Raw genomic sequence first — 17,250 nt, forward strand, 5'->3', positions numbered from 1 at the left:
GGTGTTGCCGGCGAGCCCGGATGGTGGACCGATAAAGCGCGGTCCACCCTACGTCCGAGGTTGGTGCCGAGCCCAACGGTGAGCCGGATGAAGGTCGCCCATGCACAAAGCCGCCAGCCCGAGGGGGCTTGACCGCTGTGTAGGGTGGAGGTCGCTTTTTACCTCCACCAGCGGTGTTGCCGGCGAGCCCGGATGGTGGACGGGTGGGGCGTCGCCCACGCCCAACCCGGCGACTGGCCTGCGAAGCCGGGTGTAAGGGAAATGAGACAGCTGTCACATGATGGCAACCTGGCACTGCTTGAATGGCGCCCATTCTCAGTGGAAGGAGCCTTGGATCATGGCAGCCGAAAGCAGTCTGGCGCGCCTGCTCAAACCCGTTGCGGGGCTGGAACCGGCGATGAGCATCAGCGATGTGGCCGACCGGCTGCTGACCCCGGAACACAAGACCTTCCTCTCCCTGCCGGTAGTGGACGCCGAGGCCCGCCCGCTGGGGCTGGTGAGCCGCTATACGCTGCAGGACATCTTCATGCAGCGCTTCGGGCGCGACCTCTGGGGCCGCCGCCCGGTGAGCGAGGTGATGAACGCCACGCCCCTGGTGCTGAGCCTGGAGATGAGCCTGGAGCAGGCCGCCAAGCAGATCACCGCCGAGCTGCAATACCCCATCACCGAGGATTTCATCCTGGTGGACGGCGAGGGCCGCTACCAGGGCCTGGGCACCGTGCTCGACCTGCTCAAGGCCATGGAGCTGCGCATCGCCCAGCGCAACCAGGTGCTGCGCAAGGCGCTGGTGGACCTCAAGGAATCCCAGGCCCAGCTGGTGCAGTCGGAGAAGATGGCCTCCCTGGGCCAGATGGTCGCCGGCGTCGCCCATGAGCTGAACACCCCGCTGGGCTACGTGAAGAACAACGTGCAGTTGCTCGACCAGCTCACCGCGCCGCTCACCGAGCTGGCCCGCAGCCAGGCGGCCCTGGCCGATTGCCTGCGTGACCCGGACTGCGACGAGCAGCGCCTGGGCGATGCCCTGGATGCCGCCGCGGCGATGCGCGAGCAGGTGGCGCCGGAGCTGCTGGGCGAAGACCTGCGCCAGCTCTATGGCGACACCCTCTATGGCCTGGAGCAGATCGGCGAGCTGGTGGCCGGGCTCAAGGACTTCGCCCGCCTGGACCGCGCCATGAGCGAGGAAGTGGACCTCAACGACTGCATCCGCAGTGCGCTGCTGATCGCCCGCAACCACATCAAGGACAAGGCCGAGGTGCAGCAGCAGCTGGGCGAGCTGCCCCGGGTGGCCTGCGCGCCATCGCAGATCAACCAGGTGCTGCTCAACCTGCTGACCAACGCCGCCCAGGCCACGGTCGGCTTCGGCCGCATCCAGATCAAGAGCTGGACCGAGACGGACTGGGTGTGCATCTCGGTGCAGGACAGCGGCTGCGGCATGGCACCGGACGTGGTGCGGCGCATCTTCGATCCCTTCTTCACCACCAAACCGGTGGGCGAGGGCACGGGGCTGGGCCTGTCCATCAGCTACAAGATCATCCAGGACCACGGCGGCAGCATTCGCGTGGCCTCTGAAGTGGGGCGCGGCACGCGCTTCCTCATCCGCCTGCCGCGCGTGCAGGCCCGTGAAATGAAACGGAGCGCCTGACCCCATGACTTCGCCTATCCGCGTGATGTTCGTCGATGACGAGGAACGCATCCTGCGCAGCCTCGCCATGCAGTTCCGCCGTGATTACGAAGTGCTCACCGAGAGCGACCCGCTGCGTGCCCTGGAACGCCTGGCCAAGGAGCCGGTGCACATCGTCGTCAGCGACCAGCGCATGCCGCAGATGAGCGGCGCCGAGCTGCTGACCCAGGTGCGCGAGATGGCGCCGGATTGCCTGCGCATCCTGCTCACCGGTTACTCCGACCTGGATGCGGCGGTGGAAGCGCTGAACAGCGGCGGCATCTTCCGTTACCTGACCAAACCCTGGGACCCGCAGGAGATGGCCTTCACCCTGCGCCAGGCGGCGGAGATCGCCGGCCGCCAGGTGTCGGCCCCGGCGGTGCCGCTGCAGGCTGCCAGCAAGGCCGTCGCCCTGAGCGTTCTGCTGCTGGACGACGACCCGGAAACCCTGGCCAGCGTCGCCGACTTCTGCATGGGCGGCGGCCATCGCCTGCTGCGCCCGCGCAACCTGGCCGAGGCGGTGGGCCTGCTCAACGACGAGCCGGTGGACCTGCTGGTGGGCGACCTGACGTTTGCCGGGGAAGACACCACGCCCCTGCTCAAATCCCTGGCCCAGGCCCACCCGCGCCTGCTGAGCCTGGTGGTGACGCCGTTCCGCGACACCCAGGCGCTGCTCAAGCTGATCAACGAGGCGCAGATCTTCCGCTACCTGCCCAAGCCGATCCGCCGCGGGCTGTTCGAGAAGGGCCTCAAGGCCGCCGCCGACCAGGCCCAGGCCTGGCGTGCGCAACCGCAGCAGGCCCTGGCCCGCCAGGCCGAGGCGCCCCGCGAGGCGCGCGAACGGGAGAAGGTGGGCAGCCTGCTGGGGATGCTCGGGCGGCTGCGGGAGCGGTTGAGCGCCTGAGTGCTCTGCGACGGCAGGCGGGCGGCCATACCGCGCGTGCTGCCGGTCAGAGAGCGCCGCTCGCAGCGCGGGCATAAAGTTCCTGCCTTTCGTCCGCATTTATCTACCGATTATCGTGTCAACTGGCATCAAGGCGCCACCAACCGGTTGAGCGCTTCCTACACTTTTTCCCAATTAAATTGATGACTTAGCCCCCGTTCCACGCGGCCTTGAAAAAGCGTCAAACAACCGTATGACGCGGCCGTGGAGGGATTGCACGATTCTCGAAATAAACTAAAACTCCAAAATGACAATTCGTACAGTTCGACGCGTAAAGCGACGTCGGACATTGATCGGTTGGCTAGGAGAAGAATCGTGGCAGTCGACAAGCAAGATGAGACCCAGGACGAAGGCGGTGTTTCCCGGCGGCTGTTCCTGGGCATGGCGGGGGTGACCCTGGCGGCCTCGGTGCTGCCCAATGCGGCACAGGCCACCAGCGCCTCGGCGTCGCGCCCGAAAGCGGCTGCGATGGGCAAGCGCGCCGGCAGCCCGAACGTGCTGTTCATCTTCACCGACCAGGAGCGTTTCTCCCGCACCCTGCATGAGGACCTGGCCCTCAGCGGCCACCAGCGCCTGATGGACAGCGGCACCACCTTCCACAACCACTACAGCTCGGCGGTGATGTGCACCAGCTCCCGCGCGGTGCTGATGACCGGCCTGCAGACCGCGGACAACGGCATGTTCGAGAACGTCGACATGCCCTACGTGAAGCCCCTCTCCACCGCCACCCCAACCATCGGCCACATGCTCCGCAAGCACGGCTACTACACCGCCTACAAGGGCAAGTGGCACCTGGACCGCGCCTTCGATCCGGACGCCCCGGAGCGCCTGTTCACCCGTGAGATGGATGCCTACGGCTTCTCCGACTACGCCTGGCCCGGTGACGTGCTGACCCACACCCTGGGCGGCTACCAGAACGACCACATGATCGCCGGCAGTGCCATCTCCTGGCTGCGTGGCACCGGCAAGGCGCTGGCCGACGAGGGCAAGCCCTGGTCGTTGTTCGTCAGCCTGGTGAACCCCCACGACATCATGTACTTCAACACCGACCAGGGCGCCGAGCAGGTGCAGGACAACGGCAGACTGATGATGCCGGCGGCGCGCGCACCGAAGCACCCGGCGTACGAGAAGCGCTGGTCCCTGCCGCTGGCGGCCACCCGCTACCAGAGCCTGACCGAGGCCGGCCGACCCAAGGCCCACGGCGAGTTCGACCGCGCCTGGGGCTACACCCTGGGGCACATCCCCAACGAGGACGCCCGCTGGCGGCGCTTCAACGACTTCTACTACAACTCCCTGGTCTCGGTGGACAGCCAGCTCAACCGCCTGCTCGACGAGCTGGACCAGCTCGGCCTGGACCAGAACACCCTCGTGATCTTCACCTCCGACCACGGCGAAATGGGCGGCGCCCATGGCCTGCGCGGCAAGGGCCCGTTCGCCTACGAGGAGTCCGTCCACGTGCCGATGATCATCTGCCACCCGGACGTGCAGGGCGGGCAGCGCTGCCTGTCGCTGACCAGCCACCTCGACCTGGTGCCCTCGGTGCTGTCGCTGTGCGGGCTCGAGGCGGGCAAGGTGGCCGACGTCGCCGGCCGCGACCTGCCGGGGCACGACATCTCCCGCGCGCTGAACAATGTCCAGGCCAGTGGGCTGCACACCGTGCGTGAGCAGATCCTCTTCACCTACAGCGGCATCGCCACCAACGACAGCGAGCTGATCCGCATCGTCTCCGAGGGCCGCACACGGGGCGTGCCGCCCAACGTGGCGATGCAGGAGGCCGGCTACCGCCCCGACCTGAAGAAGCGCGGCAGCCTGCGCACGGTGTTCGACGGGCGCCACAAGTTCACCCGCTACTTCGCACCGGTGGAGCGCAACACCCCCACCACCCTGGAAGCGCTGCAACACTGGAACGAACTGGAACTGTTCGACCTGGCGGCCGACCCGCTGGAGAAGACCAACCTCGCCCCCTCGGCGGACGGGGCGCTGCTGATGGCGCTCAACGCCAAGCTCAACACCGTGATGGCGGCCGAGTTCGGCGCCGACGACGGCCGCGAGATGCCCGACTTCAAGGGCATCGACTGGGCCATCTCCAGCATTGACCTCTGAACGCCAGGAGCCTGCAGATGGACGCACGCCACGTTCTCGTCCTCGCCACCCTGCTGCTGGGTGGCGCGATCACCAGCGTTTCCACCCAGGCGGCCGACAGTGCCGATCCCGATGCCTGGGCGGTGAAGATCAACCCCTACCTCTGGGCCACCCGCATGCACGGCAGCACCCGGATCCGCGACCTGCCCGAGGCCCAGGTGGACATGAGCTTCTCCGACATCCTCCACACCCTGGATGCCGGCTTCATGGGCGCCATGGAGTTCCAGAAAGGCCGCTGGGGCATCCTCGTCGACAGCCTGTACATGAAGACCTCCGACTCGGTAGGCGTCGCCTCGCCCGGCGGGCGCGCCAGGGTGGACGCCGACATGACCACCAGCCAACTGATGCTCTCTAGTGCGCTGGCCTACAGATGGCTAGACTCGCCAGTCGTTTCGGACGGCTTCGTCGGCATTCGCTACAACCGCATCAAGGCGTCCCTCGACCTGGATGCCGCCGTATTCGGGGCCACGGCCGAGCTGGACCACACCCAGAGCGTCGACTGGGTCGAGCCCTTCATCGGCCTGCGCGGTCGCGTCCCGCTGACCCATGAGGTGGCGGTGGTGGCCAGCGGTGATGTCGGCGGGTTCGGGCTCGGCTCCGACCTGACCACCCAGGCGTCGCTGGGGCTGTCCTGGATGCTGAGCGACCCGTTCGAGGCGGAAATGGGGTTCCGCTACATGAAGGTCGACTACGACAAGGGCGACTTCGTCTACGACATGGAAAACGAGGGCCCCTACCTCGGGATGTCCTATCACTTCTAGGAGGCTTCGATGCATCAGGTGGCACGTGCCTGATCACCGCACCAAGGTGGGCGCCGAGCGCCGCCAGCGTACCCGTCGCAAGTTGGTCCTCACCGCATTCCGCCTGCTGGCGGAGCGGGGTATCGACGAGCCGATCATCGACCTGGTGATCCGCCAGGCGGAACTGTCGCGAGGCACCTTCTACAACCACTTCCGCTCGGAACGGGAGCTGTTCCTGGCGGTGGCGGCGGAGGTGAGCGTGGATATCATCGGCTCGGTCGACCCGATCGTGCTCCGCCACGACAACCCGGCCGTGCGCATGGCCTGTGGCGTGACCTTGTGCGTGAAGCTGGCGCGGCGTTATCCGGTCATCGCCGCGTTTCTCGCCAAGGGCGGCGCCCAGGCGGTGTTTGCGGGCGGTGCGGCCATGGCGGTGATCGGCCGCGAAGTGCTCGCCGGGCGCGAGCAGGGGTTGTTCAAGGTGCAGGAGACATCGCTGGCGATCGACCTGGTGCTCGGTCCGGTGCTCTGCACTTTCGGCACCCTGTTGCAGCGGGAGGTCGACGAGGTCTACATCCAGACGCTGGCCAGAAGCATCCTCCTGGCACTGGGGCTGGAGCCGCAGCTGGCCGAGCAGGCCAGTCGGATCGACTTCGGCGAACCCGAGCCCGCAGCGGATTCGATTTTCCGGGAGCTGTAGCCGCTTCCCGGCTGTTTTTGACGCAGGTTTCAACGAAACGGGGCGCGGCCACGGCACGGCGCCGGCTTCCGCACGCCCCGAAAACGACCGCTTCACCCCCCGGAGGAACACCCGCATGAACCCGATCCGCACGCTGCTCCCCGTTGTCCTGGCCGTTGGTGTCGCCCTTGGCGGTTGCACTAGCAAGACCGTGAGCCAGGACCAGTATTCCGGCTTCCTTTCCAGCTACGAAGGCTTGCAGAGCGCGCGTTCCGCCTCGGGCGTGCCGGTGATGCGCTGGGTGGACCCCGGCTTCGACCTGTCCCGCTATGACAGCCTGGTGCTGCAACCGCTGGGCTTCTACCCGCAACCCAAGCCCGATGCGCGGGTCGACCAGGCCACCCTGGATGCCGTGCTGGCCCGTGCCAACCAGCAGATGGCCGCCGCCCTGGCCCAGCGCCTGCCGCTGGTGCGTCCCGAGCAGGCCGGCCCACGTACCCTGGTGTTCCGTGGCGCCATCACCGGTGTCGCCGCCGAGAACCAGGGCCTGCGTCCCTACGAGGTGCTGCCGATCGCTCTGGTACTGGGCGGCGCCATGGCCGCCACCGGCGAGCGCGACCAGAACACCGAGCTGTTCCTCGAAGGCGAACTGGTGGACAACGCCTCCGGCAAGTCGGTGTTGCGCCTGGTGCGCAAGGGCTTCGGTAAAACCCTGAGCAACGACCGGCAGAAGGTCACCGCCGCCGACCTGGCCCCGGTGATCGACCAGCTCACCCGCGACGCCCTGCAGTTTCAGACCGCCAAGACCGCGCAGTAACCCCCTCCGCAAGGCCAGCGACCGCCCCGGGCCACGGCCCGGGTGCAACCCGGTGCTACCCACAGAAACCGGGGATGACTCTGTGGATAAGCTGGGTGCGAATGCCTGCAGGCCTTGGGCCACGCAGGCTGTGCCCGGGTGGTGGATTTATGACCGCTCGTCAGGGATGAGCGGCTTGCGCGTCATGATTGACGCGCAGTCGCCCTCGCAGGCACGCGGGAACGCACCGGCTTGTGCCTGGGGCGCAACCGGCGCCAACCGATCACCACGCCGCTGACGCTGATGGCCAGGCCACCGAGGCTGAAGGCGATGATCAGCACCTCCCGCAGCCACGGCCGTTCCAGCAGCGGCTGCCAATCCCAGCTGTGCAGCAGGTTGAACAGCCAGCGGCCAACGCGACGGTTGTCGTCCAGCACATCCAGCACGGCGCCGCTGTAGGGGTCGATCTGCACCCAGCTGTGGCCGGGGTCGTCGAAGGCCAGGCGCAGCAGCGGCAGGCGCTTCGGCTGGCCGCCGTACATGCTGGCTTCGCCCCGGGGGTAGTAGTAGGCGTCGTAGGCCTCCAGCCAGTCGGCTTGCGCCACGGGCTCCGGTGCGGCGGCTTCCAGGGTGGTCCGAGGCAGCATCGCCAGGGCCGGGCCAGCGCCGTTCAGAGGCAGTACGCGGCTGTCGCCCCGGGCATCCAGGGCGCCGAGGTAGGCCGCGCCGCCGAGCATCCGCCATTGCAGTTCCACCGGCTCCAGGCCGGTTTCGCGGAAGCGTTGCAGGGCCTCGTTCACGCCCACATGGAAGGCGTTGCCTCGCAGCTCGCCGCCCTGGAAATCCCGCGCGGTGAGGGGCGAGCGGCCTTCGGTGAGGTGCCAGGGGCGCATGGACATCAGCCCGCTGAAGATCCAGGCGATCAGCAGCAGGCCGAAGCCCAGGCCGGTGAGGTGGTGCCAGCGGGCGAAGCCGGCCGGGTAGGGCGAGCGCGAACCGCTGCGGTAGGGCCTGGAGAAACGCCAGCGCAGCAGGCCGACCACCGCCCCCAGCACGGCCATCGCCGTGGCCGCCAGGGACAGGTAGATGACGATGTTGGCCCAGAGGCCATCCAGCACACCGCCGCGCAGTGGGTAGAGCCAGTGCAGCCAGGCGCCCAGGTAGTTCCAGCCGCGCTCCATGCGCCCGGCGTCGCGCACCACCTCGCCGGTGCGCGAGGACAGGTAGAGCAGGCTGCCGGCAGCGTCGTCCACCCGCACCTTGTGCAGGGGGCGGTCGGCATCCAGGGCGCGGCTGTGGCTCCACAGGTCTTCGTCCACCCCTTCCAGGTAATGGGCTTCGGCGCCGCTGAAGCTGCGCGCGCTGGCCAGGGCCTGCAGCGGCCCTTGAGCGCCCAGCAGGACGCCGTCGCGGGCGTCCACCGCCAGGTTGGCGTCGCGGTAGCCGAGCAGGTAGCGCGGCTCGCCGGCGATGCTGACCAGGCGCAGGCTCGAGGGGGCTTCGCTGCGGCCGCTGGCCGCGAGCGCGACGGCGGGCTCCACGCAGCAGCCCGTTGCCAGGGGCGGCAGCGGGGCGAGGCGCTCGGCCTGGGTCAGCTTCGGGTAGCCGACGAAGAGCATGACCACGCCCGAGACGAACCACAGGGCCATGAACAGGCACAGGCCGATGCCCAGCCAGCGGTGCCAGAGGTACAGGTGGCGTTTCATCCGGCGGCCCTCAGAAGCGCATGTCCAGGGCCAGTTCCAGGCTGCGCGGCTCGCCCAGGTAGTACTGCGCCCCGGTCTGGTGGATGAAGCGCGCGTAGACCTCGTCGGTGAGGTTGCGCAGGCGCGCGGTGACGTTGGTGTCGGCACTCAGGCGGTGTTCGAGGAAGGCGCCGTAGAGGGTGTAGGAGGGCACCCACTGGGTGTTGGCGTTGTTGGCGTAGACCGAGGACACGTAGCGCGCGTCGACGCCGGTGCGCCAGTCCTCGGTCAGCTCGTAGCTGAGCCAGAGGTTGGCCAGGCGATCGGGGATGTTGACCGGGGTTTTGCCCTTGCGCGAGACGTTGGCGCCACTGACCACCTCGTTGAACTCGTCGAAGCGCGCGTCGACCCAGGCGAAATTGCCTTCGGCGGTGAGCGTGGGCGTGAGCCGGTAGGAGGCGGCGATCTCGATGCCGTCGGAGGTCTGCTGGCCGGCCTGGATGGTGCTGTTGGGGTTGGTGGCGTCGGCGATGGGGAAGTCCTTGCGGACGATGCGGTAGGCGGCGACGGTGGCCGAGCCGCGGCCTTCGTCGAAGTCCAGCTTGCTGCCCACTTCCACCTGGCGGCCGGTGCTCAGGTCGTAGTCGCGCACCTGGGTAAAGCTGGCGCCGGTGAGGGTGCCGCCCGGCGGCTCGGCCGAGGTGCTGTATTGCACGTAGAGGTTGGCGTCGGAGGTGAACTGCCAGACCAGCCCGGCACGCCCGGTGACGGCGTCCCAGCGGCGCTCGAAGGAGGACGGGGCGTTGGCGCTGACGGCGCCGTGGTTGGTGGCGTCCAGCTCGATGTGGTCGTAGCGCAGGGCGGTGACCAGGGCCAGCTCGTCGGTGAGTTGCTGGCGGTTCTCGGCGAAGGCGGAGGTGGTCTTCACCTCGTTGCTGCGCGCCTTGACCAGGCTGGCGGCCATGCCGGGGATGTCGTCGAAGTGGCCGGGGTCGAAGGCGCCGGGTTGCACGGTGTCGAATATCGCCGAGGAGGAACGCGGGTAGACCGCCTGCTGGTTGACGCTGTAGTCGAGGCCGAAGGCCCAGTCGCTGGCCCGGCCGAGCAATTCGGCTTTGTGCAGGAACTCCACGCGGTTGCCGTTGAGCTCCTGGTCGTGGCGCTGCAGGTAGGCGCCAGTGCGCTGGATGGCACTGTTGTCGGCGGTGTAGCGGTAGGTCTCGAGGTTGCGGTAATCGCGCTGGCCTTCGTAGTGGTAGAAGGTGTTGCGCAGGCTGCTGGCGTCATCGAGGCGGTAGTCGGTGATGGAGCGCAGCCAGCGGGTGCGCTGCTCGTAGCGGCCGTCTTCGACGTTGTAGTTGGAGAAGCGGTCGTGGCGGTCGATCTTCAGTTCGCCGGCCTTGGGGTTGAGGGTCGGCGCGCCCCAGTAGGGGCTGTCTTCCTTCTCTTCCAGGTACTCGATGGCCAGGGTGTGGGAGAGGTTGTCGGTGAGGTCGCTGAGCAGGGAGAAGGCGAAGTTGCCGGCGCCGCGCTCCTGGCGATCGATGTAGCCGTTGCCGTCGTTGCGGCTGTAGTCGAGGCGGGCGTAGTGGTGCGGGCCGGGGCCGTCGTTGAGCACGCGGTTGATGCCGATGGAGACCTCGCGGTCGTCGAAGCGGGCATAGCGGATGCGCGCCTCGCCGCTGTTCTCGCGGCTGGCCAAGCGGGTGACGTAGTTGAGGCTGCCGCCCACCGAACCGCTGCCGTGGAGGAAGGAGGAGGGGCCGCCGATCAGCTCGACGCGGTCGTAGATCCAGGCGTCCACCGGGCGGTTGGCACTGGTGTATTGCAGGCTGATGCCGTTGTACAACTGGTTGACCTGGGCGCCGTTGAAGCCGCGGTAGGCGACGTAGCCGCCCCAGCCGGGCGGGGCCGAGGCGTTGACGCCGGGCAGGGCGTTGGCGACATCGAGGGAGTTGCGCGCGCCGATGCGCTCGATCTTCTCGCGGTCGGCGATGGCCACCGAAGCGGGGTTCTCGCGGGGGCTGAGGCCCAGGCGCGAGGTGCCTTCGGCAGCGGCGTCGAGGTTTAGGCCGGGCTTTTCCCCGGCGGCACTGATGGTGCTGGCGGGCAGTTCCAGGGCGTTACTGGCGTGTTGGGCGTAGGCGGGCGAGCAGGCACAGGCCAGCAGCACCAGGCAGGTGTGTTTCGGGTTCATCGGCTCTTCCTAGTCGAGCGTGCACAGGGGATCCGGCGCGAAGGCGCCAAGTGGTCAGGCGAGCGAGGAAGAGGTGGGGGAGGCGCGGGGGTTGAGGGAAGGCCAGAGTTCACGCGGCGGCGGTTGCGGCCAGCTGTGGGCTTCGATCGGTGTCGCGGGCACGCCGAGGAAGGCGTCGATCTGCCAGCCGATGCTGCTGAGGGCCACGGCCGGGGCGAAAGAGGAGCAGAGCGGGCAGCTGTACTGGGAGGTGAGCTGGGGCAGTTGCTTGCCGCTGTCGTCGATCCCGGCACCTTCGGCGTCGGTGGCCGAACAGAAGGCACCGCCCAGGCCGCTGAGGGCCAGGCCGCTCATCTGGCCGTGGTGAATACCGCAGGCGAACAGGCTGAACAGGACGCTTGCGTAGAGCATCCAGGCGATCAGCGGGCGTTCGGTGCGGGTGAATTTCATGGGCGGCGACTTTAGCAGGTCGATGGGCCGCTCGGGAGTGGCCGCTCGTGGCGTTTTGCCGCAGGGCCGTGCGGGCAGGAATAACCGGGAAAGTGGGCAATCGGCGCGCATCGGGCCAGCCGACGGCGCCCTGGCTATCACTCGCTGTTGCAGCCCCAGCTGCGCACCAGGCAGGCGTTGCCGCCGCGGTCCTGGCATTCGGAAATGGCGCGGGACTGGGCGTTGCCGGCGTTGAAGTCGGCGCCCCAGCCATAGGCGGTGGAGCCATTGACCTGGTCGGCGGCGTAGGCGGCGCAGCCGCTTTCGAAATTCAGCACCACTTCGCAGTTGCTGCCGCACTCGCTCAGGGCGCGGTCCTGGGCCTGGGACAGGTCCGGGTAGTCGTAGGCGAAGCCGTATTGCAGGCCCTGGTTGCTGTCGATGGCCAGGGCGCCGGCAGCGTGCACCTGGGTGGCGGCCAGGCCGAATGCCAGGCACAGGGAAAGTTTGCGGGCGATAGCCAGGGTCCGCTGCATGGTGAGTCCTCGAAGGGCCCGCAGGATGGGAAGGTGGGTGCGGGTGGAGGGAGACTAAAGGGAAGGGATGACGATGGCTAGTATTTCGCCATCACTCGCTGCACTGACACCGTACGCGCAGTCCTCGCGTGCCAGTACTCACACTGCCCCCTATGAATAAGCAGACAATTAGGGGGTCTTTCCAAGTAAGTAAGTTCTTACGGCAAAACTTAAATTACTTACAACGCTCGCAATAAAAGATCACTTGGATATTCCACTGATATGACACTTGCCTGGCGCGGACAGGTAATTATCGGGCTGATTCACGTAGTGCCTCATTCATGGGCCTGATGGTTCTTGTTTAAGTTTGCCTGGACTTTAGCCTCGGCCTCGTCAGTTCAAGGCGTCATGCGGTCAATAAACCCCCTTAATGACCTGGAAATTATCGAGCCAGAGTTACACCTGCACCTGCCGCGCAAGTGAATAAACCTGCAACGCTTCAATAAAAACGCCATACGTCGCCTTGCTCCAAGAACAACAATAAAAGAGGACGATGCAATGCTTTCAAGATGCTTGCCACTTCAAAGACGCAATTACTCGATCCTGCTGTGCACAGGGGCGCTGGCCATGCCGGCAGCGGCCGATCTGATCGACGACAGCAGCGCTCGGCTGGACCTGCGCAACTACTACTTCAATCGTGACTTTCGCGAGGGCCGTGTTGCCGACCGTGAGGAGTGGGCACAGGGTTTCATCCTGCGCCTGGACTCGGGCTTCACCGAAGGCAGCATGGGCGTTGGCGTCGATGCCATCGGCATGCTCGGCGTCAAGCTGGACTCGGCGCCGGGGAGCAGCGGTACCGGGTTGCTGCAGGTGGACCGCAATGGCCGTGCGAAGGATGACTATTCGAAGCTCGCCCTGGCCGGGAAGATCAAGTCCGGCATGACCCAGCTCAAGCTCGGGTCACTCGCGCCGCCGGTCCTGCCGACACTCAAACCCAACGATGGTCGCCTATTCCCGCAGCTGTTCGAAGGCGGGCTGCTGACCTCCGCCGAGTTCGAGAACCTGGAGCTGACCGCAGGGCGTTTGAGCCGGGTCATGCAGCGCAACGCCACGCAGTACACGCCACTGCGGCTGAACACCCTGAACCGGCGCTTCCAGGGGCATGGCGCGACGGCGGCGCACTTCGACACGGCCGGGGTCGACTACCGATTCCAGGCGCACTGGCTGGGTCGCTACCACATCGCCCAACTGGAGGATATCTACCGCCAGCAAGTCTTCGTCCTGAGCCACAAGGGCGCCCTGGGTGCCGGAGCCCTGAGCAGCGACCTGCGCTTGAGCTACATGCGCGACCATGGCGGCGCCAAGGGCGGCAAGATCGACAACCGGGCCCTGCAGGGGTTTCTCGGGTATGCCTACGCCGGCCACAGTCTCGGCGTGGCCTACCAGCGGATGATGGGGGATACCGGCTACGCCTACCTCCTGGGCTCGGATGCCAACCTGATCAACTTGTCGATACTCGGCGACTTCGCCAATGCCAAGGAGCGTTCCTGGGCATTGCGCTATGGGTATGACTTCGCCGGCCTGGGATTACCCGGCCTTAGTCTCAATAGCCGTTATATGTTCGGCGACCATGCCGAGATCATCGGAACTCGCAAGATCGGTAAGTCCTGGGAGCTGGATAATGAACTGCGCTATGTCGTGCAGAACGGTCCGCTGAAGGACGTCAGTGTTCGCTTGCGCAGTGCGGTCTTTCGTTCCAATCACGCGGTTAACTTCCAGCGCGACACCAACGATACACGCCTGATGTTCAACTACTCGTGGGTCATCCGGTAGTTGATTTCGGCGATTCAATAACGAAACCACTGCAATGGCTCGCACCTATAAATATAAAGAGGCTATTCCTATGCAACGTCACGTATCGAACTGTCTGGCCAGCCTGTTGTTGCTGACGCTCATCAACCCAAGCGAAGCCAGGCAAGCTGACCCGGAGCAAGCGATCCCGGAATTCCGCCCGGGTTACCTGGTGGGCTACCTGCAGAAGGAAGACCTGCCCAATAGCCTGGCGCTGCTACCGCCACCGCCTGCTGCTGGCACGCCGGCGTTTCTGTTGGACCAGACACTGGCCGCAAAAAGCCAGGCTTTGCGGGGCAGTGCGCGCTGGGAGCTGGCTATCCGCGATGCCGACCTGAAATTCCCCGCTGCCGCCGGGACCTTTTCCTGTGCCCTGGGTGCGCCCATCAGCGAGCAGCAGACACCGGCGTTGTACAGGCTACTGCGCCGGACCTTGGCCGACGCCGGCCTGGCGACCTACAGCGCCAAGACGCGCTACAGCCGTACTCGGCCTTTCGTGCTGAACCAGCAGCCCAGTTGCACCCCGGAGGATGAGCCGAAGCTGGCAAAGGATGGTTCCTATCCATCCGGGCATAGCGCGATTGGCTGGGCCTGGGCACTGGTGCTGAGCGAACTGGCTCCGGAACATGCTGACGCCATCTGGGCCCGTGGCCGGGCCTATTCGGAGAGCCGCATGGTGTGCAACGTGCACTGGTACAGCGATATCCGTGAGGGGCGTGAGGTGGGTTCCACCGCCGTGGCACGCCTGCACAGCGATCCGACCTTCCAGGCCGATTTCGCCATGGCCCGAAAGGAACTCGCAACCGCGCGCAGCCAGGGTCTGGACAGCGGTCGCGACTGTGCCGCTGAGGCTCGAACCCTGGCGGCGGGCATCGATTAGAGCGCCAGGGAGAAGACCTTGACGCTGTTGGGCCCGCTTCGGCAGGCGCGGCAACCACGCGGGAGGCGTGGTTGCCCGCAGGCTGGTCACTGGCTGCCGCTGGAGCCGCCGGTGGCGCTGCCGCTGCCACCCGAGGAACCCGAGCCGCCTGTACCGCCGGTGCCGGCGGGAGCGCCGGTACCCGTGCCCGCACCGCCAGTCCCGGAGCCGGTGCCCGCACCGCCAGTCCCGGAGCCGGTGCCAGCGCCGCCCGTTCCCGAACCGCCGGTTCCGGTGCCGCCGGGCGCGGTGCCAGTGCCAGTGCCAGTTCCTGTACCCGTGCCGGTGCCATTGGTGCCCGGCGTGGGGGCGCCGCCCTGGCCTCCGGTGCCGCTGCCGGCTCCGCCGGTCCCTGACCCGGTTCCGCCCGGTGCGCTCGGGCCGCCGATGCCATTGCCCGGAGACTGGGCGCCGGAGCCGGTCCCGCTGCCACTGTCGGTGGAAGGCGCGGTGGGCGAGCTGGGCGTGCTCGGGCCGGGCACGGTGGGGCCGGTGCCGCCATCGGTTTCGGCCAGCGCGGTGAGGGAGGCTCCGGCCAGGCAGCCGCTGAGCAGGAAGGCAGTCAATGTGTTCAGTCTCATGGGGTTCTCCAGAACAGTGGGGTTACAGGAAATACGGCCCATGGCGGCGGGAAGGGTTCGGGAAGAATGATCAACGGTGGCTCGGCGCCATTGGTCAGGGGAGCGGCAGCCGCAAGCCGGCGTGCTTGATCATGCGGGAGGGTGGCGCATAAGGTGTCACCCTCAAAAAAGGACGAGGCCCGTTCAACCGGGCACCCTTGAACGGACAGGACTCCGCATGACCGCTCCCCGCAGTAGCGCCATCGACACCGAACGCTCCCAGGCGGTGGTCCGCCTGGTGATCACCAGCCTCGCAACGCTCTACACCGCGGCCGTCCAGCTCATGGGCCGTATGCCGGAAGAGCTGGCGATCCCCATCCTCGTCTACAACTCCCTGTTCCTGGTGGTCTCCTTCGTGCTGCTGATGGCCATCGTGCGTCGGCCCGGCAACTACCCCGCGCGGCGGCTGTTCTCCATGGTCCACGACTACGCCGGCATCGGGTTTTCCATGGGTGTGGGCGGGGCGACGATGCTGCCGGCCTATGGCCTGCTGCTGTGGGTGACGGTGGGCAACGGCCTGCGCTTCGGCTCGCGCTACCTGGCCGTTTCCACCCTGCTGGCACTGGTGGCGCTGGGGGTGATCACCCTGTTCAACCCCTACTGGCAGGAACAGCCCTATGTGGTGCTGACGCTGGTGGTGACCACCATCATCGTGCCGGCCTATGTGAACATCCTGCTGGGCCAGACCCGCCGCGCCACCGAGGCGGAGAGCGCCGCCAACCTGGCCAAGTCGCGCTTCCTCGCCCAGGCCAGCCATGACCTGCGCCAGCCGATCCACAGCATCAGCCTGTTCACCGCCTGCCTGCGCGATGCCGACCTCGGCCACGAGGAACGGCAGTTGGTGGACAGCATCGACAAGTCGCTGCACAGCGTGTCGCAGCTGTTCCGCTCGATCCTCGACATGTACAGCCTCGACGGCGGCAAGGTGGTGCCCCGGGCGCAGCCGGTGGCGCTGGGGGAGTTGCTGGAGGACCTGGTGCAGCAGAACGCCGAGGCCGCGCGCTGGGCCGGGGTGCGCATCCGCCTGCGGGTACCGCGCGGGTTGCATGTGCTGAGCGACCCGCACCTGTTGGCGACCATGGTGCAGAACATCCTCTCCAACGCCCTCAAGTACGCGCCGGGCAAGCCGCTGCTGATCGGCTGCCGTCGCCGGGGTGGGCGCTTCGTCATCCAGGTCCACGACCAGGGTCGGGGCATTCCACCACAGCATCTGGAGAACGTCTTCGACGAGTTCTACCGGGTGCGCCAGGTGCGCGACAAGGACATCGAAGGTGTCGGCCTCGGCCTGGCCATCGTCAAGCGCCTGGCCGAGCTGATGGGGCTGGAAATCCGCATCGCCTCGCGCCTGGGGCGGGGCACCAGTGTGTCCATCGGTGGCCTGATCGCCAGCGAGGCGCCGCGCCATGCACCGCTCCCGGCCAGGCGCGCGCCACTGCGCATGCTCGATGGCCTGCGGGTGATCCTCATCGAGGACGACGGCAACGTGCTGCGCGCCACCGCCACGCTGCTGGAGAAATGGGGCTGCATCGTCGAGGCGCGGCCGTCGCTGCCGCCGGGCGATGTGCAATGCGACCTGGTGATCACCGACTTCGACCTGGACACCGAGCTGTCGGGGGCCGATTGCATCGACCAGGTCCGCGCCCGCAGCGGCTGGAAGGTGCCGGCGGTGGTCATCACCGGCCACGAAGTACGCCGGGTGCAGGAATCGGTGGCCGACCCGGACATCCCCATCCTCTCCAAACCCATCCACCCGGCCGAGCTGCGCTCCGTGTTGATGGCGTTGAAGCTGGGCATGCCGGAGCAGGCCGCGGCTAGTTAAGCGGGGTGGTGTTGGGCCTCGTTGCACTCGGCGCCAACCTACGACGCCGTGCCCAACCCGAACCACGGCGCTGACCGATGTGTAGGGTGGGTGACGCTTTTTTCATCCACCAAGCGACCTTGAAGCCCACACACATGCCCGCCTCGTGGGAGCGAATTCATTCGCGATGGGGTGTCCGGCCGCTCGCATGGCCATGGGCTGGCGACAGGTCTTTCGCGGCTGAAGCCGCTCCCACAGGGAGAGCCTGAAGCGGGG

14 protein-coding genes are annotated in these 17,250 nt (G+C 67.0%); 9 read left to right on the plus strand and 5 right to left on the minus strand.

What is annotated here, in order from left to right; all coding sequences use genetic code 11:
• Positions 1-337 precede the first annotated feature (337 nt).
• The 6 genes from RTW82_RS09950 (at position 338) to RTW82_RS09975 (ending at position 6,981) form a co-directional block, all read left to right on the plus strand.
• Entirely contained in the window at positions 338-1,642 is a 1,305-nt protein-coding gene (locus RTW82_RS09950; protein ID WP_316924991.1) for a sensor histidine kinase, read from the plus strand.
• Positions 1,643-1,646: 4 nt separating this feature from the next.
• Complete coding sequence (locus RTW82_RS09955) at positions 1,647-2,564, plus strand: response regulator (protein WP_316924992.1); 918 nt, start codon at positions 1,647-1,649, stop codon at positions 2,562-2,564.
• Positions 2,565-2,918: 354 nt separating this feature from the next.
• Positions 2,919-4,706: a sulfatase-like hydrolase/transferase gene (locus RTW82_RS09960; RefSeq protein ID WP_316924993.1), complete on the plus strand. Its 1,788-nt coding sequence runs from the start codon at positions 2,919-2,921 to the stop codon at positions 4,704-4,706.
• Positions 4,707-4,723: 17 nt separating this feature from the next.
• On the plus strand, positions 4,724-5,506 hold the full coding sequence (locus RTW82_RS09965; RefSeq protein ID WP_316924994.1) for a hypothetical protein: 783 nt from the start codon (positions 4,724-4,726) through the stop codon (positions 5,504-5,506).
• 25 nt (positions 5,507-5,531) lie between these two features.
• A complete protein-coding gene (locus tag RTW82_RS09970) occupies positions 5,532-6,185 on the plus strand; it encodes a TetR/AcrR family transcriptional regulator (protein WP_316924995.1) in 654 nt (217 codons plus the stop codon).
• Between the two features lie 115 nt (positions 6,186-6,300).
• On the plus strand, positions 6,301-6,981 hold the full coding sequence (locus tag RTW82_RS09975) for a DUF3313 domain-containing protein (protein ID WP_316924996.1): 681 nt from the start codon (positions 6,301-6,303) through the stop codon (positions 6,979-6,981).
• A gap of 182 nt (positions 6,982-7,163) precedes the next feature.
• Here the strand turns inward: RTW82_RS09975 and RTW82_RS09980 are convergent, their stop codons facing one another.
• From RTW82_RS09980 to RTW82_RS09995, 4 genes are all read right to left on the minus strand, one after another.
• Positions 7,164-8,666, minus strand: a complete 1,503-nt coding sequence (locus RTW82_RS09980; RefSeq protein ID WP_316924997.1) for a PepSY domain-containing protein — start codon at positions 8,664-8,666, stop codon at positions 7,164-7,166.
• Between the two features lie 10 nt (positions 8,667-8,676).
• A complete protein-coding gene (locus RTW82_RS09985) occupies positions 8,677-10,842 on the minus strand; it encodes a TonB-dependent receptor (protein WP_316924998.1) in 2,166 nt (721 codons plus the stop codon).
• A gap of 54 nt (positions 10,843-10,896) precedes the next feature.
• Complete coding sequence (locus RTW82_RS09990) at positions 10,897-11,292, minus strand: DUF2946 domain-containing protein (RefSeq protein ID WP_316924999.1); 396 nt, start codon at positions 11,290-11,292, stop codon at positions 10,897-10,899.
• 137 nt (positions 11,293-11,429) lie between these two features.
• Positions 11,430-11,807 (minus strand): DUF4189 domain-containing protein, encoded by a 378-nt coding sequence (locus RTW82_RS09995; RefSeq protein WP_021221671.1) that lies wholly within the window; start codon positions 11,805-11,807, stop codon positions 11,430-11,432.
• Positions 11,808-12,344: 537 nt separating this feature from the next.
• Between RTW82_RS09995 and RTW82_RS10000 the strand changes: the two genes are divergently transcribed.
• Positions 12,345-13,619: an OprD family porin gene (locus RTW82_RS10000; protein ID WP_410478786.1), complete on the plus strand. Its 1,275-nt coding sequence runs from the start codon at positions 12,345-12,347 to the stop codon at positions 13,617-13,619.
• Positions 13,620-13,653: 34 nt separating this feature from the next.
• On the plus strand, positions 13,654-14,517 hold the full coding sequence (locus RTW82_RS10005) for a phosphatase PAP2 family protein (protein ID WP_316925001.1): 864 nt from the start codon (positions 13,654-13,656) through the stop codon (positions 14,515-14,517).
• A gap of 86 nt (positions 14,518-14,603) precedes the next feature.
• Here the strand turns inward: RTW82_RS10005 and RTW82_RS10010 are convergent, their stop codons facing one another.
• A complete protein-coding gene (locus RTW82_RS10010) occupies positions 14,604-15,137 on the minus strand; it encodes a hypothetical protein (protein ID WP_316925002.1) in 534 nt (177 codons plus the stop codon).
• Positions 15,138-15,354: 217 nt separating this feature from the next.
• On the opposite strand from RTW82_RS10010, the gene RTW82_RS10015 reads away from it, so the two are divergent.
• Positions 15,355-16,995, plus strand: coding sequence for a hybrid sensor histidine kinase/response regulator (locus tag RTW82_RS10015; RefSeq protein ID WP_316925003.1), 1,641 nt, complete (start codon positions 15,355-15,357; stop codon positions 16,993-16,995).
• The last annotated feature ends 255 nt before the right edge of the window (positions 16,996-17,250 follow it).

The sequence above is a fragment of the Pseudomonas sp. zfem005 genome, from assembly GCF_032621735.1.
Taxonomy (GTDB): domain Bacteria; phylum Pseudomonadota; class Gammaproteobacteria; order Pseudomonadales; family Pseudomonadaceae; genus Metapseudomonas; species Metapseudomonas solani.